Source organism: Venatorbacter sp. C2-1 (assembly GCF_022832715.1).
Taxonomy (GTDB): Bacteria; Pseudomonadota; Gammaproteobacteria; order Pseudomonadales; family Oceanobacteraceae; genus Venatoribacter; species Venatoribacter alkanivorans.
Window position 1 is genome coordinate 658,109 of the sequence record NZ_CP094879.1, and the last position, 19,650, is coordinate 677,758.

17 protein-coding genes are annotated in these 19,650 nt (G+C 53.2%); 10 read left to right on the forward strand and 7 right to left on the reverse strand.

Translation table 11 applies throughout. The features are described from left to right. Positions 1–65 precede the first annotated feature (65 nt). Genes lptB through MT343_RS02915 form a run of 5 tightly spaced genes read right to left on the reverse strand, consistent with a single transcriptional unit; the run spans position 66 to position 3,852 of the window. Positions 66–791 carry an LPS export ABC transporter ATP-binding protein gene (gene lptB / locus MT343_RS02895; RefSeq protein WP_145471035.1) on the reverse strand — a complete coding sequence of 242 codons (726 nt, stop codon included), beginning with the start codon at positions 789–791 and terminating at the stop codon, positions 66–68. Next, complete coding sequence (gene lptA, locus MT343_RS02900) at positions 788–1,369, reverse strand: lipopolysaccharide transport periplasmic protein LptA (RefSeq protein WP_145471034.1); 582 nt, start codon at positions 1,367–1,369, stop codon at positions 788–790. Before lptA ends, lptB begins: the two co-directional genes overlap by 4 nt. Then, positions 1,356–1,919 (reverse strand): LPS export ABC transporter periplasmic protein LptC, encoded by a 564-nt coding sequence (lptC, locus tag MT343_RS02905; RefSeq protein WP_145471033.1) that lies wholly within the window; start codon positions 1,917–1,919, stop codon positions 1,356–1,358. Before lptC ends, lptA begins: the two co-directional genes overlap by 14 nt. Next, a complete protein-coding gene (locus MT343_RS02910) occupies positions 1,919–2,893 on the reverse strand; it encodes a KpsF/GutQ family sugar-phosphate isomerase (RefSeq protein ID WP_145471032.1) in 975 nt (324 codons plus the stop codon). The genes lptC and MT343_RS02910 overlap by 1 nt, the downstream gene beginning before the upstream one ends. After that, positions 2,890–3,852: a calcium/sodium antiporter gene (locus tag MT343_RS02915; protein ID WP_145471031.1), complete on the reverse strand. Its 963-nt coding sequence runs from the start codon at positions 3,850–3,852 to the stop codon at positions 2,890–2,892. Before MT343_RS02915 ends, MT343_RS02910 begins: the two co-directional genes overlap by 4 nt. Before the next feature lie 185 nt (positions 3,853–4,037). Here MT343_RS02915 and MT343_RS02920 point away from each other — a divergent pair, with 185 nt between their 5' ends. From MT343_RS02920 to hisC, 10 genes are all read left to right on the forward strand, one after another. After that, positions 4,038–4,850 (forward strand): ABC transporter ATP-binding protein, encoded by an 813-nt coding sequence (locus tag MT343_RS02920; protein ID WP_145471030.1) that lies wholly within the window; start codon positions 4,038–4,040, stop codon positions 4,848–4,850. After that, entirely contained in the window at positions 4,850–5,644 is a 795-nt protein-coding gene (mlaE, locus tag MT343_RS02925) for a lipid asymmetry maintenance ABC transporter permease subunit MlaE (RefSeq protein ID WP_145471029.1), read from the forward strand. Before MT343_RS02920 ends, mlaE begins: the two co-directional genes overlap by 1 nt. Positions 5,645–5,646: 2 nt before the next feature. Next, entirely contained in the window at positions 5,647–6,108 is a 462-nt protein-coding gene (gene mlaD, locus MT343_RS02930; RefSeq protein WP_145471028.1) for an outer membrane lipid asymmetry maintenance protein MlaD, read from the forward strand. Between the two features lie 27 nt (positions 6,109–6,135). Then, complete coding sequence (locus MT343_RS02935) at positions 6,136–6,795, forward strand: MlaC/ttg2D family ABC transporter substrate-binding protein (RefSeq protein ID WP_145471027.1); 660 nt, start codon at positions 6,136–6,138, stop codon at positions 6,793–6,795. 32 nt (positions 6,796–6,827) lie between these two features. Continuing rightward, the gene (locus tag MT343_RS02940; RefSeq protein WP_145471026.1) at positions 6,828–7,133 is read left to right on the forward strand and encodes an STAS domain-containing protein; all 306 of its coding nucleotides are present in this window, start codon (positions 6,828–6,830) and stop codon (positions 7,131–7,133) included. A 140-nt stretch (positions 7,134–7,273) separates the two neighbouring features. Next, the gene (locus tag MT343_RS02945) at positions 7,274–7,507 is read left to right on the forward strand and encodes a BolA family protein (RefSeq protein WP_145471025.1); all 234 of its coding nucleotides are present in this window, start codon (positions 7,274–7,276) and stop codon (positions 7,505–7,507) included. Between the two features lie 11 nt (positions 7,508–7,518). After that, on the forward strand, positions 7,519–8,784 hold the full coding sequence (murA, locus tag MT343_RS02950; RefSeq protein ID WP_145471024.1) for a UDP-N-acetylglucosamine 1-carboxyvinyltransferase: 1,266 nt from the start codon (positions 7,519–7,521) through the stop codon (positions 8,782–8,784). A gap of 50 nt (positions 8,785–8,834) precedes the next feature. Further along, on the forward strand, positions 8,835–9,485 hold the full coding sequence (gene hisG, locus MT343_RS02955; protein ID WP_145471023.1) for an ATP phosphoribosyltransferase: 651 nt from the start codon (positions 8,835–8,837) through the stop codon (positions 9,483–9,485). Positions 9,486–9,502: 17 nt separating this feature from the next. Then, on the forward strand, positions 9,503–10,807 hold the full coding sequence (hisD, locus tag MT343_RS02960; protein WP_145471022.1) for a histidinol dehydrogenase: 1,305 nt from the start codon (positions 9,503–9,505) through the stop codon (positions 10,805–10,807). A gap of 5 nt (positions 10,808–10,812) precedes the next feature. Continuing rightward, the gene (gene hisC / locus MT343_RS02965; RefSeq protein ID WP_145471021.1) at positions 10,813–11,889 is read left to right on the forward strand and encodes a histidinol-phosphate transaminase; all 1,077 of its coding nucleotides are present in this window, start codon (positions 10,813–10,815) and stop codon (positions 11,887–11,889) included. A 126-nt stretch (positions 11,890–12,015) separates the two neighbouring features. Here the strand turns inward: hisC and MT343_RS02970 are convergent, their stop codons facing one another. Both MT343_RS02970 and MT343_RS02975 read right to left on the reverse strand, forming a co-directional pair. Beyond that, a complete protein-coding gene (locus MT343_RS02970; RefSeq protein WP_243989457.1) occupies positions 12,016–18,207 on the reverse strand; it encodes a beta strand repeat-containing protein in 6,192 nt (2,063 codons plus the stop codon). A gap of 193 nt (positions 18,208–18,400) precedes the next feature. Further along, complete coding sequence (locus tag MT343_RS02975) at positions 18,401–19,525, reverse strand: hypothetical protein (RefSeq protein ID WP_145469955.1); 1,125 nt, start codon at positions 19,523–19,525, stop codon at positions 18,401–18,403. Between the last annotated feature and the right edge of the window lie 125 nt (positions 19,526–19,650).

Here is a 19,650-nt window from a genome sequence, read left to right on the forward strand (position 1 = left end):
GGAATCTTTTGTGCATCTTCCTTTGCTTTGGATCATCAGCCACTTCCCTGCAGCAGGGCTTGCCATCACAGGCGGAAATCCTCACCCAGGTACACTTTGCGTACCTGCTCGCTGGCCAATACCTGTTCAGCGGTGCCTTCGGCGATGATATGGCCACCCCCGACAATATAGGCTTTCTCACAGATAGCCAGAGTTTCCCTTACGTTGTGGTCCGTAATGAGTACGCCGATGCCACGTGCCTTGAGTTGTCGGATGATGTCCATGATGTCAGCTACAGAAATCGGGTCAACCCCGGCGAACGGCTCATCAAGCAGAATAAAGGACGGCTCAGCCGCCAGCGCGCGGGCAATCTCGACCCGGCGTCGTTCACCACCGGATAAGGCCATGCCCAGACTGCTGCGGATATGCTGAATATGAAACTCATTCAGCAGCTCTTCCAGTTTTTCCAGACGCTGTGCACGGTTGAGGTCTTTGCGGGTTTCGAGAATGGCGAGAATATTATCGGCCACACTTAATTTGCGGAAAATGGAGGCTTCCTGCGGCAGATAGCCAATGCCTTTCTGCGCCCGGCCGTGCATCGGCAGATGACTGATGTCTTCGTCGTCAATTTTGATGCGGCCTTTATCGGCCTGCACCAAATTCACAATCATGTAGAAACAGGTGGTCTTACCGGCCCCGTTGGGTCCCAGCAGGCCAACGATCTGACCGCTTTGCACAGACATGGATACATCTTTTACCACTTCCCGGCCGTTATAGCTTTTCGCCAGGTTTTCGGCTTTCAGGGTCTTCATGGCTGTTCCTGTACTGGCTTGCTGTTATCGGTGGCAGATTCTGCCGGAGCCTGTGGCTGAATTACGACTTTGATTCGTTGTTTTTCGCCATTACCACCAGTCTGGCCGGAGGTACTGGTGCCGCCGCTGGCGCTGACGGTTTCTTTGGTCATGTCATAGAGGATGCGCTCACCACTGAACAGGTTGCCGTCCTGCTGCAGTTGAGCATTGCCCTGAATGTTGACTTCACGTTGCCGGGCAAAGTAATCAATGCGCTGGCCGTGTGCTTTGGTCAGGGGTTTTCCCGGATTGATCTGTTGCTGATAGCGTGCCGGTTTTTTCGCTGTCCCTTCGGCAACGGCTTTTTCCAGTGTGCTATCGGTGCGGATAATCAGCAGGCGCTCCGATTCGATGCGCAGGGTTCCCTGGGTCAGAATCACATTGCCTTCATAAATAACAACGCCAGCCTTGCGGTCGAGCTCAGCGTGGTCAGAGAGAATGACCATTTCCTGCTGCCAGTCGTCGGGTAAGGCATAAGCAGAGGCTGCGCTGCACAGGACAAACAGGCCGGCCAGAAAACGATGATTATTGCGGAACATAGCGGCTATCCACCTGTGATTTGAATTCCATGCGCTGACGCGCGATATCCAGTGTCATACCGGTTGCATTGATATGTGTTTGCGGGCTTGTAATGGTTACCGGCTGATCAGTCTCGGCCAGTTGCTGGCGGCTGTGGTAGGTCAGGATACTGGTTTCGATCAGAATATCGTCCGCAGCGTCGGCCGGATCGAGCGGCCGGATTTCGACCTGGCCTATAAGGCGCAGCGACTGCTCGTTATCCTGTAGTGTTCCTTCGCGGGCATTGACCTGCCAGGTCTGGCCATCATCATCGTCTGACATCAGCAGCGGCCCGGTAAAGAGGGTGCTTTTCGTCTGCGGATAATGGGTTGAGCGTGCTGCAACAAAGGTTTGCTGTAATTCGCCATTACTGTCGTACTGGCGGTTGTACAGGCCTTCGCCATAGTAATCCGGTTCATGATTCTGCAGCTCACTCAGGGGGGGCGTCTGCTCCTGGGTGTAGCGATCCACTGCCAGCAGAGCCAGACCAAAGATCAGGGTCAGCAGTAACAGCAGATAACGCTTGCGCATCAGATTACGCCCGCGCGCAGCAGATCGTGCATATTGATGACGCCAACCGTGTCGTCGCCATTTTTAACGACCAGGGCGTTGATTTTGTTGTCTTCCATCAGCTTCAGCGCTTCGGCAGCGAGGGTACCTGGCGTGGTGGTTTTGCCACCGACGGTCATCACATCGGCCATGGTGGCGGTATGGATATCAACTCCGTGATCAATGGCACGACGCAGGTCACCGTCGGTGAAAATACCGGTCAGCTTGCCGTTATCCTGCACGGTGGTCATGCCCAGACCTTTGGAGGTTACAACCAGCAGGGCTTCAGACAGCGTGGCGGAAGGGGAAACCACCGGAATCTGATCGCCACTGTGCATGATGTCTTCCACTTTCAACAGCAGGCGGCGGCCAAGTGAGCCGCCCGGATGAGAGAAGGCAAAATCTTCGGCGGTAAAACCACGGGCTTCCAGCAAGGCAACGGCCAGCGCATCACCCATCACCAGCGCGCAGGTGGTGGAAGAGGTTGGTGCCAGATTCAGCGGACAGGCTTCCTGATTCACTCCGGTATTTAAGTGGGCGTTAGCGGCACGGCCGAGGGTAGATTCCGGATTACCGGTCATGCTGATCAGGGCGGTGCCGAGGCGTTTAAGCAGGGGGAGCAGACTGGTAACTTCACCGGTTTCACCGGAGTTGGACAGAGCGATAACCACATCCGATGGCTGAATCATGCCCATGTCGCCATGGCTGGCTTCACCCGGATGCACAAAAAAAGCCGGGGTGCCGGTGCTGGCCAGGGTTGCAGCCATTTTATTGCCGATATGGCCGGATTTACCCATGCCGGTAACAACAACACGTCCTTTGCAGTTCAGAACCAGCTGACAGGCGGTGGCGAAATCGCCGGTAAGACGACCTTCCAACTGTGCAATGGCCTCCTGTTCCAGTTTGATGGTACGGCGGGCGGATTGCAGAAAATCAAAATTCATATCAGTGGTCATGAGTCAGCCATATAAAACAGAGATACCAGATAGCCAGCGTAGCTGGTGGTCAGGAACAGACCGGCGAAACGTCCGAGAGTGCCCTTACGATAACTGATTAAAAACAGAACCAACAGGGCGAGGGTCAGCGCCATCATCACGGCATAGTCACGGTACAGTGCCAGCGGATCAACCACGGTTACTGCCAGCAGACCCGGGATTGGCATTACGGTCAGCAGGTTAAAAATGTTGGAGCCGATCACGTTACCGATGGCAATGTCATGGTGGCCTTTCAGGGCGCTGGCAACGGAGGCCGCCAGTTCCGGCAGGCTGGTGCCGATGGCGACAATGGTAAGGCCGATCACCAGATCACTGACACCATAGGCGCGGGCAATTTCGGTGGCGCCCCAGACCAGCAGTTTGGAACTGAACATCAGTGCGATCAGTCCGGCTACCAGCCAGAACACGGCAGTACGTATAGGGGTATTTTCGATTTCGGCGGCTTCGTCTTCATCGACAATGGCTTCGCCGGATTCGCTGGTATCAAGAAACATCAGGTACAACGCGACGGCCATGGAGCCAAATAAAATAATGGCGTCGGTCATATTCAGTTCGAGGTCGGCCAGTGTCAGGCCACCGATAATGCTGATCAGAATAAGCAGCGGCAGCTCTTTTTTCAGCAGTTTTTTCTGCAGCGGGATCGGACTGATCAGTGCGGTGATACCCAGTACCAGGGCAATGTTGGTGATGTTGGAGCCGAGTGCATTACCAATGGCCAGATTGCCGGCACCGTCGAGGGAAGCAACGGCAGAGACGAACATCTCCGGCGCGGAAGTTCCCATAGCAACGATGGTCAGGCCGACCAGTAAAGGAGACATGCCCAGGCGACGGGCAGAAGCAGCGGCGCCAATAACAAACTTGTCAGCGCTCCATACCAAAACAATAAGACCAGCAATAACGGCAGCATAAGCTGTGAGCATGGGGGCACCAGAGTTAATTATCAGCAGAAAATTCAGCGCGTCATTGTACCCAAGGTAATTCTGCACGCAATTGCAACTCAGCGTTTTATGAGGGGCTTATTACAATAGTTTACAGGCGTTGGTTCCGCCCGGACATTCCGCTATGCTAGCCCGACTATCCGTACCGAGTTAAAAGGACGACATTCATGTCCGTCAGTCAGCCCTACGTCTCTGTTCGTGGAATGAGCTTCAGCCGTGGTGACCGGCTGATTTATAACAATATGGATGTGGATTTTCCGCGTGGCAAAGTAACGGCCATTATGGGGCCAAGCGGAACCGGTAAAACCACACTGTTGCGTCTTATCGGCGGTCAGCTGTTACCGGACAGCGGCACTATTATGGTGGACGGACACAATGTACCGACTCTGCCGCGCAAAGAACTGTTTGATCTGCGCCGCAAAAAAATGGGCATGCTGTTTCAGACCGGTGCCCTGTTTACCGACCTTAATGTTTTCGACAACGTGGCCTTTCCGCTGCGTGTTCATACTGATTTACCTGAATCCATGATCCGCGACCTGGTGCTGATGAAGCTTGAAGCCGTTGGTCTGCGTGGTGCGCGTAATCTTTCTCCGGCAGAACTGTCCGGCGGCATGGCCAGACGCGTTGCTCTGGCACGCTCCATTGCCATGGACCCGGAAATTATTATGTACGATGAGCCTTTTACCGGTCTTGATCCGATCTCTATGGGCATGATCGTTAAACTGATCCGTGGTCTGAACGAAGCGCTGGGGCTGACCAGCCTGCTGGTGTCTCACGATGTTGAAGAGTCCTGCGCTATTGCTGATTACCTGTGTCTGTTGTCCGATGGCCGCGTGATTGGTTTTGGCACACCGGAAGAATTAATTAACGAAGGTAATGATGAAGTCCGCCAGTTTTTACGTGGTGAACCGGATGGTCCTGTGCCTTTCCATTACCCGGCGGACGATTACCGCAGCGATATTCTGGCGGGAGTGAATTAATGCTGGGCAAATTACTGGATCAATTACAGGCCGTTGGCCGCAGTGGTACCGCCGCCATCGAAGCCATTGGCCGTGGCACCTTATTGCTGAAAAATTCACTGTTCTGGGGTGGGCCGGGCAGTGCCGGATTTTATGATCTGCTGAAGCAGATTTATTCGGTTGGTGTGCGCTCCCTCATTATTATCGTCGTCGCCGGTTTTTTCGTCGGCATGGTGCTGGGCCTGCAGGGCTATAACATTCTGATCGACTTCGGCTCTGAGGCGGCACTGGGCACCATGGTGTCGCTGACGCTGCTGCGTGAGCTGGGGCCGGTGGTCACTGCCTTGTTATTTGCCGGTCGCGCCGGTTCGGCATTAACCGCCGAAATTGGCCTGATGAAAGCCACCGAGCAGTTATCCGCCATGGAAATGATGGGTGTCGATCCGTTTAAACGGGTGATCACACCGCGTCTGTGGGCCGGCATTATTTCCATGCCGATTCTGGCGCTGTTGTTTTCTACCGTTGGTATCTGGGGCGGTGCCTTTGTGGCGGTGGATATGCTGGGCATCGACGATGGTGCCTACTGGGGCAACATGCAGGCGTCGGTCGAATTTTATGAAGACGTGGTCAAGGGCATTATCAAATCGGTGGCATTTGGTGTGGTGGTGACCTGGATCGCGGTGTATCAGGGTTATGATTCGGTGCCGACTTCGGAAGGTATCGGTAAAGCAACGACTCAGACGGTGGTGATTTCCTCACTGGCGGTGCTGGGACTGGATTTTGTTTTGACAGCCGTCATGCTGGGAGGCGTTTAATCATGCGCATGCGTTATATCGAAATTACCGTCGGAGCCTTTATGGTGATGGGTATTGTGGCTCTGGTGCTGATGGCGTTCCGCGTCAGTGGCCTGTCACTGCAGGATGCCGGTGACACTTACACCATCAAAGCGCGTTTCGAGAATCTGGGTGGTCTGACTGAGCGCGCCAAGGTATCAATGTCGGGTGTCACCATTGGCCGGGTGACCAAAGTGTATCTCGACCCTGAATGGTATTCCGCCGTGGTGGAAATGGAGATCAGCAAATCCATGAGCACTCTCACCAAAGACACTTCGGCGGCTATTCTGACTGCGGGTCTGTTGGGTGAAAAATACATCGGTCTGACGGTCGGCGCGGAAGATGAATATCTGCAGACCGGTGACTGGATCGAAGACACTCAATCGGCGCTGGTACTGGAAGAACTGATCGGGCGCTTCCTGTTTAATAAGGCCGAAGAAGGTTAAACGATCTAGAGGTTAAAGGAGTTAGCCATGCGCTGGTTGCTGGTATTGCTGTCGTTAACGCTGGGCTCTGCCGGCCATGCTGCCGATTCCGGTGATCTGGCTGAGCAGGCTCATGAAGTGGTCAAGCGCACCACTGAAAAAGTGATGGCCTCCATCAATAAAAACCGCTCTATCTATGAAAGTGATAAGGCGCGTTTTTTTTGGGAACTGGAGGATGTGCTTGGCCCGATGGTCGACTTTCAGCGTCTGACCCGTCGCATCATGGGAAATTATTACCGCGAAGCGACACTGGAGCAGCGTAAGCGTTTTGCCAGTGCCTTTAAGCGCAGTCTGCTCAGTTCGTATGCCACCGGCCTGATCGAATTCGATGATTACGAGGTGCGTGTGCTGCCTCCCAAGACCGGCGTGGAAAATACGTTGCGTAATACGCTGGTTGATCTGGAAGTTGTGACGCCCAGTGGCAAAGTCTTTCCCATTACCCAGAGCATGTATTTTCACCATCGCGACCGTCGCTGGATGGCGCAGAACGTGATCGTCAATGGTATTAATGTGGGCAAACTGTTCGGCGAGCAGTTTGAGCAGATGGTGCAGGACAATGATAGTAATATCGGCGCCGCCATCGAAGACTGGATTGAAGCTCTGCAGGAGCAGGGCCGTAAGTTACGTAAAAAAGCCCCGGGTGCGTGACACCTGTTTCTGAGCGAGACTGAGGACCGACCATGAGCGTATCGCTGACCCGTATTGATGATAACCGTGCCGAGCTGGCTGGCAGTCTGCTGGCTACCACTGTGGTCAGCGTTCTGCCAGACGGGGAAAAGCTGATCCGTGCGGCAAAGGGGCAGTGGACGCTGAATATGGCCGCAGTCAATGAAGTATCCAGTGCCGGTGTTGCTTTACTGCTGGAGTGGCTGCGCTGTGCGACAGCGGCTGGCATCAATCTGCATATTGAGAATCTGCCCGAACACATGAAGCCTATTATCAGCATCAGCGATCTGGACTCGCTGTTTGAGCCCTTGCTGGCCTGAGTCCTGATACAGGTCCGCTGCCTGTGATCTGTTACCCGCTTTCATCTTTTCATTACATATTGCCGCCGCCATTTACTTCGCCCCGACACATAAATCCGCTATGATTGGGCGTTTTCCCCCAAGCTGAGTGGTGAAGCGGTATGTCCCCGGCGGAAATTCTGCAAATTCTGCAAACAGAATCCCCTGAAGTGAGCTGGCACGTTGATGGTGACGGCTACAAATATGAAGTTGAAGCAGTTGGTGATGTGTTTGATGGCCTGAATGCCGTTAAACGTCAGCAGTTTGTTTATCGTGTGCTTAATCCTTACATTGCGGATGGTCGTATTCATGCGGTCACCATTCGTACCTATACGCCTGCTGAAAAAGCCGAATAATAAGAACCCCTATGGATAAATTACGAATTGTGGGTGGAAAGCGTCTGGACGGTGATGTCCGTATCTCCGGCGCTAAAAACTCAGCGTTACCTATTCTTGCGGCCACCTTATTGGCCGAAGGTGTGATGCGGGTGGGTAACCTGCCGCACCTGCACGACATCACCACCATGCTGGAGCTGTTGGGCTGCATGGGCGTGGAAGTCGCTATTAATGAAGATATGTCGGTAGAAACCGACTGTGCCGGCGTTAAAAGCTGTGTTGCCCCATACGATCTGGTGCGCACCATGCGGGCATCCATTCTGGTACTGGGTCCGCTGCTGGCACGTTACGGCGAAGCGGAAGTGTCACTGCCTGGCGGTTGCGCCATCGGTTCGCGTCCGGTGGATCTGCACCTGCGTGGTATGGAAGCCATGGGCGCAGAAGTGGAAGTGCTGGATGGCTATATCAAAGCCCACGTTCCGGGCGGCCGTCTGCATGGCGCCAATATCTTCCTCGATACCGTGACCGTAACCGGTACTGAAAACATTATGATGGCGGCGGTTCTGGCTGACGGCACCGTTACCATCGAAAACGCTGCGCGTGAACCCGAGGTGGTTGACCTGGCGAACTGCCTGAACGCCATGGGCGCGAAAATCAGTGGTGCCGGTTCCGACACTCTGGTGATTGAAGGCGTGGAAAAACTCTACGGCTGCTCATTCGATGTGCTGCCGGACCGTATCGAAACCGGTACTTATCTGGTTGCTGCCGCCGTAACCGGTGGCCGGGTACGCACCAAAGATACCGACCCGTTAATTATGGAAGCGGTACTGCATAAGCTCGAAGAAGCCGGTGCTGAAATCACCACCGGCCCGGACTGGATTGAGCTGAATATGCACGGCAAGCGGCCGAAAGCGGTGAATATCCGCACCGCGCCGCACCCGGCGTTCCCAACCGATATGCAGGCCCAGTTTATGGTGCTGAATGCGGTGGCTGAAGGCACGGGTACCGTGATTGAAACCGTCTTTGAAAACCGCTTTATGCACGCCCAGGAACTGGTGCGTATGGGTGCGGATATTCATGTTGAAGGCAACACTGCCATTGTCACCGGCCGTGCAACCCTGCAGGGGGCTCCGGTGATGGCAACCGACCTGCGCGCATCCGCCTCGCTGGTGATTGCCGCACTGGTGGCCAGTGGCACGACCGATGTAAACCGCATCTATCACATTGACCGCGGTTACGAATGTATTGAAGAAAAATTCCAGCAACTGGGCGCCAATATCCGTCGCGTATCAGCCTGATACGCCCGCCCTGCCGGATCGCTGACAGACAAGAGAGGATCAGCAACACGATGACTCAGCCGTTAACCATTGCCCTGTCGAAAGGGCGCATTCTGGATGACACTTTGCCCCTGCTGGCGGAAGCCGGTATCCATCCGGCAGAAGACATTCATAAGAGTCGCAAGCTGATTTTTGATACCAACCATGACCATATCAAGCTGGTGGTGATCCGTGCCACCGACGTGCCCACCTACGTGGAATACGGCGCCGCCGATCTGGGTGTGGCCGGTAAAGATGTGCTGATGGAATACGACAGCAACAACCTGTGCGAGCCGCTGGATCTGAACATTGCCACCTGCCGTCTGATGACGGCGGCAATTAAAGATGCCGTGATGCCACAGGGCCGTCTGAAAGTGGCCACCAAGTTTGTGAATACCGCCAAACGTTACTTTGCCGAGCAGGGTCGCCAGGTGGACATCATCAAACTCTATGGTGGTATGGAGCTGGCTCCGATCATGGGCCTGGCCGATATGATTGTGGATATCGTCGATACCGGAAATACCCTGAAGGCCAATGGTCTGGAAGCGCGCGACTTAATTGCCCCGATCAGCTCACGTTTAGTGGCAGGACGCGCGGCAATGAAAGTAAAGCATGCGCAGATTCAGCCCATCATTGATCAGATGGCGGCGGCAGTAGAACGCCAGCGCCAGGCCAAGGCTTAATTTTCCGGAGTAATACAATGACTATCGAAATCCGCCGTTTCAGTTCTGCTCAGCCGGACTATGCGCAGCAGATGGATACTCTGCTGGCATGGGAAGCTGTGTCTGATGCTCAGGTGCAGAAAACCGTATCTGACATCGTGTTCGATATCCGTACCCGTGGCGATGCGGCACTGATCGAATACACCAATAAATTCGACCGTATGAATGTGTCCTCGATGGCGCAGCTGGAACTGAATCAGGAGCAGCTGCAGAAAGCCCTCGACGAATTACCGGCCGAACGCCGCACCGCATTGTTGCTGGCGGCTGAGCGTGTGCGTGCTTACCACGAAAAGCAAAAACAGGATTCCTGGGACTATACCGAAGCTGACGGTACTCTTTTAGGCCAGAAAGTAACGCCGATGGATCGCGTCGGTATTTACGTTCCCGGTGGTAAAGCGGCGTATCCGTCGTCTGTGCTGATGAATGCTATTCCGGCCCATGTTGCCGGTGTGCAGGAAATCATCATGGTGGTGCCAACCCCCGATGGCGAACTGAACCAGCTGGTACTGGCTGCTGCAGCGGCAGCCGGTGTCAGCCGCGTATTTACCGTGGGTGGCGCGCAGGCGGTTGCCGCGCTGGCGTACGGTACCGAAACCGTACCGGGTGTGGATAAAATCGTTGGCCCGGGCAACATCTATGTGGCCACCGCCAAGCGTATGGTGTTTGGCCAGGTTGGTATCGATATGATCGCCGGTCCGTCGGAAATTCTGGTGGTCTGCGATGGTAAGACCGATCCGGACTGGATTGCCATGGATCTGTTCTCCCAGGCGGAACACGATGAAGACGCGCAATCGATTCTGGTATCGACCGATGCCGACTTCCTCGATGCCGTTAAAGCCTCCATCGACAAGCTGTTGCCAACCATGGAGCGCGCCGACATTATCCGTACCTCGCTGACTGAGCGTGGCGCCCTGATCCACGCGCAAAGCGATGCTGATGCGATTGCCATCATCAACCGCATTGCGCCGGAGCACCTGGAATTATCGGTAGAAGATCCGCAAGCCTGGCTGCCAACCATCCGTCATGCCGGTGCTATCTTTATGGGTCGTTACACCGCAGAAGCGCTGGGCGATTACTGTGCCGGGCCGAACCACGTATTGCCGACCTCCGGCACTGCGCGTTTCTCGTCGCCACTGGGCGTGTACGATTTCCAGAAGCGTTCGTCGCTGATTATGTGCTCGGCCGATGGCGCTTCTGAACTGGGTAAAACTGCCTCTGTGCTGGCCCGTGGTGAATTCCTCACCGCTCACGCCCGCTCGGCTGAATACCGTATTAAGGACTGATATCAATGAGTCAGTTCTGGAGCCCGTTTGTAAAAGACCTGGTGCCTTATGTACCGGGTGAACAGCCGAAAATGACGCGGCTGGTAAAGCTCAATACCAACGAAAATCCATACGGCCCGTCGCCTAAGGCGATTGCGGCGATGCAGGCGGAAGTGAATGACGATCTGCGTCTGTACCCGGACCCGAACGGTGACCGTCTTAAGCAGGCGGTTGCCGAATATTACGGCGTCAGCACGGCGCAGGTATTTGTTGGTAACGGTTCTGATGAAGTGCTGGCCCATGCCTTTCATGGTTTATTCCAGCACGGCAAGCCGCTGTTATTTCCGGATATTACCTACAGCTTTTATCCTGTGTACTGCGGTCTGTACGGTATTGAGCCAAAACAGATTCCGCTGGATGAAAACTTTCAGATTAATATTGCTGATTACACCCGTGAAAATGCGGGAGCCAATAAAGGGAAAATCGGCGGCATTATTTTCCCCAATCCGAATGCGCCCACAGGATGTCTGCTGCCATTAGCCGCGATTGAACAGCTGCTTAAGCAAAATAGCGATACTGTGGTGCTGGTCGACGAAGCCTATATCGACTTCGGTGGTGAAACGGCTATTGCGCTGGTCAACCAGTATCCGAATCTGCTGGTCACACAAACGCTGTCCAAGTCACGTTCGCTGGCCGGTCTGCGTGTGGGTATTGCCGTTGGTCACCCGGATTTAATCGAAGCGTTAGAGCGTATTAAAAACAGCTTTAACTCCTATCCGCTCGATCGCATGGCGATTGCCGGTGCGGCCGCAGCCTTTGATGACCGTGAATATTTTGACGATACCTGTCAGCGTGTGATCGACAGCCGCGATACCGTTGTTGCCGGTCTTGAGCAGCTGGGTTTTGACGTACTGCCATCAGCCGCGAACTTTGTCTTTGCCCGTCATCCGCAAAAAGATGCCGGAGAACTGGCCGCGGCGCTGCGTGAACAGGGCATTATCGTGCGTCATTTTAAAACGCCACGTATTGCCCAATTCCTGCGTATTACCATCGGCACGGATGAGCAGAACCAGATTCTGCTGGATGCGCTGAAAGCACTCTAATTTAAGCCGGCTGAACTTAGAATAAACGGCATAAAAAACAGACATAAAAAACGGGCTTAAAAGCCCGTTTTTTATTTCTTCAGTATGCGTAAAGGGTAATACCGGCAGGGTATTGCCCTTTGTCGCTTAAGGGGTGTTGATACTATCCATCTGACCGTCGCCATCGCTGTCACGGAACACAGTACCGTTTAACAACAGGCCAGGCAGCTGATAACTGTCACCGAAATCCCAGTAAGCATTGCCTTCAGCATCGGTTACAGAAGACCAGCCAGTGTACAGCGTATTTGCTGCACAGGACGTACTGTCAGCACTGACCGGACATTGCAGCTGTGTCAGCAGTGCACCGACGTAACCGTTTGCGCTGTCCGCTGCACTGCTGCCAGTCTGGCCGCTGCTGTCTGTCGCCCAGTAGCTGTTGGCTACGTTGGCTGCTGAGACTTTACCAATCAGTCCACCGCGGTTGGCACCGGAAGCGCTGACGTTGCCGCTGGCGTAGCTATGGCTGATGGCAGAACTGTTATACAGCGAGCCGGCCAAACCACCCACGTAGTCAGTACCAGTAACACTGGCAGTGCTGAAGCTGGCATCGATGGTAGTGGACGAGTACACACGGCCAATCAGACCACCGGTATGCGCTGCTCCACTGACACTGCCGGTTACAAAGCTGGCGCGGATCAGATTGTTGGAATAGGCATGACCACTCAGGCCGCCGACATAATCGCCATTACCGCTGATATGACCGCTGACGTAGCTGTTGATGATGGTGTTGCCGTTATAAATACGGCCAACCAGACCACCAACGTAGGCTTTACCGCTGACGTGCATCAGCTCACCGTTCAGACCGATATTGCGGAAGGTTGCCCCTTCGGCATAACCGAACAGACCGATGTAACTGGTTGTTGCGCGGCTGATATACAGGTTACTGATGGTGTGACCATTACCTTCAAAGACGGCGGCAAATGGTGCGGTGGCGGAGATACCAACCGGCAACCATCCATAACCGTTGTTATAGAAGTCATCGCTGGCATCAATGACGCCGTCCTGATTGCTATCAAAATCGAGATCAGCAGTCAGTTCATAACCGTTACAGCCGCTGTTGAGCGGGCAACCTGCAGTAACGCCGTTCAGGCTGGTGCCATTCAGGTCATTACGCATGTTATCGAGTGCTGCCAGCGTGGCGATTTCGATCAGGCCATTGCCATCAGCATCGACAGCGTCCGCGGCTGATGAACCGGTTGCGTCCTGTGGGAATGCATCGGCATTGTCACCTACACCATCACCATCGGTATCGAGAGTTTCAGTCGGATCGTGAGGGAATGCGTCGGCATTGTCACCCACGCCGTCGTTGTCACTGTCACGGGATTCCGTTGCATCGTATGGGAAAGCATCGCTGTTATCACCGACTCCATCACCATCGCTGTCCAGACTTTCGCTGGCATCCGTCGGGAAAGCATCAGCGGCATCATTAATGCCATCGCCATCGTGATCGAACGGTGTGTTATCGGTATTGTCTTCGATACCGTCACCATCGCTGTCACGGAACACCGTACCGTTTAACAACAGACCAGGCAGCTGATAACTGTCACCGAAATCCCAGTACGCATTGCCTTCGGCATCGGTCACAGAAGACCAGCCAGTGTACAGCGCATTTGCTGCACAGGACGTACTGTCAGCACTGACCGGACATTGCAGCTGTGTCAGCAGTGCACCGGCGTAACTGTTTGCGCTGTCCGCTGCACTGCTGCCAGTCTGGCCGCTGCTGTCTGTCGCCCAGTAGCTGTTGGCTACGTTAGCTGCTGAGACTTTACCGATCAGTCCACCGCGGCTGGCACCGGAAGCGCTGACGTTGCCGCTGGCGTAGCTGTGGCTGATGGCAGAACTGTTATACAGCGAGCCAGCCAAACCACCCACGTAGTCGGTACCAGTAACACTGGCAGTGCTGAAGCTGGCATCGATGGTAGTGGACGAGTACACGCGGCCAATCAGACCACCGGTATGCGCTGCTCCACTGACACTGCCGGTTACAAAGCTGGCGCGGATCAGGTTGTTGGAATAGGCATGACCACTCAGGCCGCCGACATAATCGCCATTACCGCTGATATGACCGCTGACGTAGCTGTTGATGATGGTGTTGCCGTTATAAATACGGCCAACCAGACCACCAACGTAGGCTTTACCGCTGACGTGCATCAGCTCACCGTTCAGACCGATATTGCGGAAGGTTGCCCCTTCGGCATAACCGAACAGACCGATGTAACTGGTTGTTGCGCGGCTGATATACAGGTTACTGATGGTGTGACCATTACCTTCAAAGACGGCGGCAAATGGTGCGGTGGCGGAGATACCAACCGGCAACCATCCATAACCGTTGTTATAGAAGTCATCGCTGGCATCAATGACGCCGTCCTGATTGCTATCAAAATCGAGATCAGCAGTCAGTTCATAACCGTTACAGCCGCTGTTGAGCGGGCAACCTGCAGTAACGCCGTTCAGGCTGGTGCCATTCAGGTCATTACGCATGTTATCGAGTGCTGCCAGAGTGGCGATTTCGATCAGGCCATTGCCATCTGCGTCGATGTCACTGTTATTGCCGACACCATCGTTGTCGCTGTCTGCTGTTTCTGTAGGATCCTGTGGAAAGGCATCAAATTCATCATCGACACCGTCGTTGTCGAAATCGCGCGGATAAGCATCAATAGCATCCTCGATGCCATCGTTGTCGTAATCATGCGGATAAGTGTCTTCACTGTCGGGGATGCCATCACCGTCGCTGTCTGGCTCGCTGGTCTGCAGAATATTCAGTGTTGGCAGATCGTTGCTGGTTCCGAAGTTCCAGTAAGGGTTGCCTTCACCGTCAACACTGGTTGCCCAACCGGTAAACAGAGGTTGTGTGGTACAGGTCAGATTATCAGCACTGACCGGACATTTCAGTTCGGCCAGAGTCACGCCAAAATAACCGCTGCTGATGGATTCTCCGGCACTGTTTAACTGACCGGTAGCGTCGGTGGCCCAGTGACTGTTGGATATCGTGCCGTTATCGTTTTCCCCGATTAACCCACCTGTATAGGCATCACCACTGACAACTCCAGTGGCATAGCTGTTATAAAGAGTAGCTTCGGATATTACACCTAAGAGGCCACCAATAGCGTTTGTTCCGGATGCATTAGCGTTTGAGTAGCTTGCTTCAGTAATAGCGTTGTAAGCCTGGAAGCCAACAAGTCCCCCGACATACAATTCCCCGCTGACACTACCTGCAGAGTGACAGGCACTAATCAGAGAGCTTTCTATGGCTGCACCAATAAGTACGCCGACATGGCTAGTACCCGTGACCGTTGCTTCTGCGGAACATCCGGATACGGTTGTCTGGTCAATAACGCCGGCGAGAACCCCGATTCCCATTTGCCCGGTGACAGATGTCAAAGGTCCGTTAAAGTGCAGATTATTTACTGCGCCGCTCCGGATCCAGCCGAATAAACCGACGATATCCTGTTCCGGACGATTAATATAAAGGTTACGGATCAGATGGCCGTTGCCTTCAAAAATGGCGGTAAATGCCAATTCCTGAGAACCTACAGGCTCCCAGCCTAAACCGTCATTCCAGAACTCGTCTCCGGCGTCGATAACACCATTCTGGTTGGTGTCGAAGTCAATATCACTGGTCAGTTCAAAACCAATACAGCCTGTTGCCGGACAGCCAGGCCCCTGAGCCTTGAGAATAATGCCGTTAAGATTATCGCGCAGTTGATTCAGAGCGGTGACTGAGTTGATTTCAATCAGACCATCACCATCGATATCCACCGCATGTTCGGGTAACCAGGCATCCGGATCGTATGGGAATGAATCGTTATCATTATCCACACCGTCGCCATCAATATCCGGGTCTGTTGCATCAACAATGCCATCACCGTCCTGATCGCGCAGCACAAGACCATTAAATTTCAGCGCGGGCAATTGTTGAGGAGTCCCGAAATCCCAGTAAAGTTGGCCATTGTCATCGGTGAGGTTCTGCCAGTTCACAAACAGAGTTTGTTCCGAGCAGGATGTGTTATTAGCTGACGTTGGGCATTTCAGCTCGGTCTGTGTTACACCTGCGACTCCATCAAGTGAACTGGTGTTCTCGCCAATAGCTGTACCCTGCATTGTACTGTCAGTTGCCCAATAGGAATTGCTGATAACAGACGTCTGCGCCAGACCAATAAGGCCCCCCGTACCGTTTGTTCCGCTTACTAGACCGGTGGCATAGCTGTTATGCAGTTCTGCCCGTGGGCCTGATCCACTGAAGCCGCCAATCAGGCCGCCAGCAGCTTCTACACCAGTAACCTGAGCATTTGAATAGCTGTTGTTAATTATGGTCGCAAAACCAGCCCCGATTAGACCGCCTGTCAGTGATGTACCGTTCACGGAGCCAGTTGTATAGACTGCTGTTATAGCACTGCTTGCAACAGTTCCGATAAGGCCGCCAACGTATTGCTGGCCGGAGATACTACCCTGAACGTAGCTGTTCTTAATGGTTGAGTTTGCATTGGCAGCACCAGATAACCCTCCAACAGAGTGTCTTCCTGTTACCTGAGTCAGAGAGCCAATTAGGCCAAGGCTACGAACAGTTGCACCGCTTAACCCGCCAAAGAAACCAACAAAATCCTGATCCGGTCGGTTTATATAAAGGTTACGAATAACATGGAAATTACCCTCGAATACACCTGTATAAGCGTAACCAGAGCTTTCACTGCCAATCGGCTCCCAGCCCAAACCAGAGTTCCAGTACTGGTCCAGCTCATTCATGATCCCGTCATTATTGGTATCAAAATTCAGGTCGGTAACCAGCTCATACCCTGCACAGCCGGTGTCAGGGCAGCCGCTTTCGATAGGGTATAAATAAAGGTTTGTTCTGATTTTATCCAGATCAGCCAACGAGCGGATTTCAATCAGCCCGTCGCCATCGCGGTCCAGATCTTCGTTGTTACCGATACCATCCAGATCGTCGTCGGCACTTTCATTGCTATTGTATGGCAGAGCGTCACTCTCATTGGCGATGCCATCATTATCGCGATCCGGATCCTGGTCGTCCGTGAGGCCGTCATTGTCGTAGTCGAACGGTGATGCATCGCGGAAATCAACAATCGTATCGTTATCTGAATCCCGGTAAACCTGGCCATTCAGACGAAGTGCCGGAAGTTGCTGGTCGCTGCCGAAATGCCAGTAAGCCAGGCCCTCGGCATCCTGATACGTATTCCAGTTGGAATAGATAGTAACGGAGGAACATTGCTCATCATCTGCCGCCGTTGGGCATTGCAGTTCAGCAAGTGTCAGACCGCTTTCCGGACCGCCACTGCTACTCTGGCCACTACTGTCGGTTGCCCAGAAACTATCGGTGATGATGGAGTTGTTCTGATCACCCTGCAAGCCTCCAACGGATTGCAAGCCTCCAGGGGGTTGTGAGTCTCCTATTAGATGAAGTGCCATGATTGCGCCAGTGGCATAGGACGCAGCAATTTCAGAGTCGTATGTGCTGCCGATCAGGCCACCAATGTAGCCACCACCGGAAGTGGTATCATTAACCAGGCTTTTGATTGCAACCGTTGAAAAGCTGGCCTGAACGGTTGATTGTGAAAGACTGCCTATTAGTCCACCAACCGCGTTGGAAAAGCCCCTGCCATCAACCGAACTAATTATCGTGCCAATGCTGTAACAGGCGGTGATGTCGGTTGTTCGGGCTTCACCAATCAGGCCGCCAATTCTTGTATTGTATTTTGTTGAATGGCTGATAACACGCCCATTGGTATAGGAAGCCGTAACAGTGGTTTCTTCAGCCAGACCGGTCAGTATGCCAACCTGATCGCGGCCAGAGATCAGAACTGCGGAGCCGCTGATACCAATATTTTTAATATCGGCATTATTGGTGTGGCCGAATAATCCAATCTGATCTTCCGCCGGCCGGTTTATATGAAGATTGGTAATTTCATAGCTGTTACCGTTAAAAGCGGCGTTGAAATATTGTTCACCGGAGCCGATAGGCTGCCAGCCTTCACCGTTATTCCAATAAGCGTCATCTGCATCGATGTTGCCGTTGCCATTGGTATCAAAATCCAGATCGGTGGTTAGCTCGAAACCATTGCAGCCCGTCACTGGGCAACCGGCACTCTCACCATAAAGTGAGGCACCATTCAGGTTATTGCGGATTTCATTCAGATCAGCCAGATCATTGATTTCAATCAGGCCATTGTCGTCAATATCGTAATCACTGCGCCCACTCTCAGCCCATGCCTGCTGATTAAGCAGGGCTAAAAACATCGCAGTGACAAGAGTGTGTCTTGTCATGGTAATCCCTTATCGATTGTTATTAGGGGTTCATTCTGAACCGAGTACGAGTGTACCAATCTGCGTATAGGATTATGTAACTGATAATGAACTGAGTAGCCTTCTTGGCATGTATAGATACATTTTTTTGGCCTCTATGAATAAGAGGCCGGAGTGTTTTTACGAACGTTTATTCAATTATTGGTAGATCGCTTTATTCAAACACCTCATGCCCGGTCGGCTCAAAACGTTCAACGCCATTGGCCTGTAAACGGAAGTCGGAAATATCTTTCATCACTACCCGGCGGGCGCGGTTAATGCCGCCAATAGGGCGGTGTTCTTCCAGGCTGTGCCACGGGTTAAAGGAGATATTTTCGCAGAATTGTTTTTGCGCCTCTGAGGTAAAACTCTGTGGTGGAATATTAATCCGCGCTAGTGGAATAAAGGGCGAGTCATCTTCATCCCAGCTGATCAGGGCGTTTTCGGTCGGATTATCCTTGGGGTCTTTTTGCAGCTGAATTAAAAAGTCGAGACAGGCGCTGCCTTTGCTCAGCTGCTCAGCAAGGTTTTCTGCAAGGTAATCATCGGAGTCGGTCATCTGGCCTGGATTATCGGAGCAGGTACGCAGCGCATAGCGCACGACCGTTGGGTAAGTCTGTACGCCATCGCTGCCTTCCAGTGGCAGGCCCAGAGCATAGGGCGTTACGCTGTTCCATTTAACATTCAGCGGATTATTGTAGACCTTGGCGCCGCGCAGAATATTCCAGGCGCCGCGCGGATGGGTCAGTAAAAATCTCAGGCGCTTGCCATTAAAATTAGCATCAAAAAAATCAAAAAACTGCTGAGGGTTGGCGGCAAAGAAAGCATCGTGACCCAGGAATAAAAAATCCTGGCTGTGTTGCTCATCGCCAGGCAACGGCAGACGGTTGCCTTTAACCTGAGTCAGTTTCATCGCCAGACCGCGGAAGTCTTTTTCTTTATCGCTGGTAATTTCTTCCACCGAGTTGGAAAAACGCATCCATAGCGGGTAGCTGGCGGCCGGCTGAAAAATGCCATGACGGTAACGCTCATCAATCTGTTCGTTAACAACCAGATTGCCACGAATACAGCCATTATCTTTGGGATGAGTGTCGCGCAGGATATTGTCGCTGGCGTATTGTTCTTTCAGGTGGTCGGTGAGCAGGGTGCTGATGTCTTTGAATAATACTTCTTCGCCTTTAACCGGCAGTTCCTGTCCTAAAGGCAGGTCCGGCGTTTTGGTGCAGGCGCTGAGGGTTAATAGAGCACAGCTCAACAGCAGAGCAGAAGATCGGCGTAAACCGGGTGCGATGGCTCGCATGATAAGTTCCTTTTATCGTTGAATTCCTGTTGTTTTTGCGGCGCTGATGTTATTTGCCGCGTGCGTGCCAGTGTAACTCCGCCACAGCCGAAATCCTATGCAATGCCGTGGCAATGGCGCGGATT

Bases quoted from the DNA above. Each gene is read 5' to 3' on its own strand.
- lptB (WP_145471035.1), bottom strand. From the start codon at position 791: ATGAAGACCCTGAAAGCCGAAAACCTGGCGAAAAGCTATAACGGCCGG.
- lptA (WP_145471034.1), bottom strand. From the start codon at position 1,369: ATGTTCCGCAATAATCATCGTTTTCTGGCCGGCCTGTTTGTCCTGTGC.
- lptC (WP_145471033.1), bottom strand. From the start codon at position 1,919: ATGCGCAAGCGTTATCTGCTGTTACTGCTGACCCTGATCTTTGGTCTG.
- MT343_RS02910 (WP_145471032.1), bottom strand. From the start codon at position 2,893: ATGACCACTGATATGAATTTTGATTTTCTGCAATCCGCCCGCCGTACC.
- MT343_RS02915 (WP_145471031.1), bottom strand. From the start codon at position 3,852: ATGCTCACAGCTTATGCTGCCGTTATTGCTGGTCTTATTGTTTTGGTA.
- MT343_RS02920 (WP_145471030.1), top strand. From the start codon at position 4,038: ATGTCCGTCAGTCAGCCCTACGTCTCTGTTCGTGGAATGAGCTTCAGC.
- mlaE (WP_145471029.1), top strand. From the start codon at position 4,850: ATGCTGGGCAAATTACTGGATCAATTACAGGCCGTTGGCCGCAGTGGT.
- mlaD (WP_145471028.1), top strand. From the start codon at position 5,647: ATGCGCATGCGTTATATCGAAATTACCGTCGGAGCCTTTATGGTGATG.
- MT343_RS02935 (WP_145471027.1), top strand. From the start codon at position 6,136: ATGCGCTGGTTGCTGGTATTGCTGTCGTTAACGCTGGGCTCTGCCGGC.
- MT343_RS02940 (WP_145471026.1), top strand. From the start codon at position 6,828: ATGAGCGTATCGCTGACCCGTATTGATGATAACCGTGCCGAGCTGGCT.
- MT343_RS02945 (WP_145471025.1), top strand. From the start codon at position 7,274: ATGTCCCCGGCGGAAATTCTGCAAATTCTGCAAACAGAATCCCCTGAA.
- murA (WP_145471024.1), top strand. From the start codon at position 7,519: ATGGATAAATTACGAATTGTGGGTGGAAAGCGTCTGGACGGTGATGTC.
- hisG (WP_145471023.1), top strand. From the start codon at position 8,835: ATGACTCAGCCGTTAACCATTGCCCTGTCGAAAGGGCGCATTCTGGAT.
- hisD (WP_145471022.1), top strand. From the start codon at position 9,503: ATGACTATCGAAATCCGCCGTTTCAGTTCTGCTCAGCCGGACTATGCG.
- hisC (WP_145471021.1), top strand. From the start codon at position 10,813: ATGAGTCAGTTCTGGAGCCCGTTTGTAAAAGACCTGGTGCCTTATGTA.
- MT343_RS02970 (WP_243989457.1), bottom strand. From the start codon at position 18,207: ATGACAAGACACACTCTTGTCACTGCGATGTTTTTAGCCCTGCTTAAT.
- MT343_RS02975 (WP_145469955.1), bottom strand. From the start codon at position 19,525: ATGCGAGCCATCGCACCCGGTTTACGCCGATCTTCTGCTCTGCTGTTG.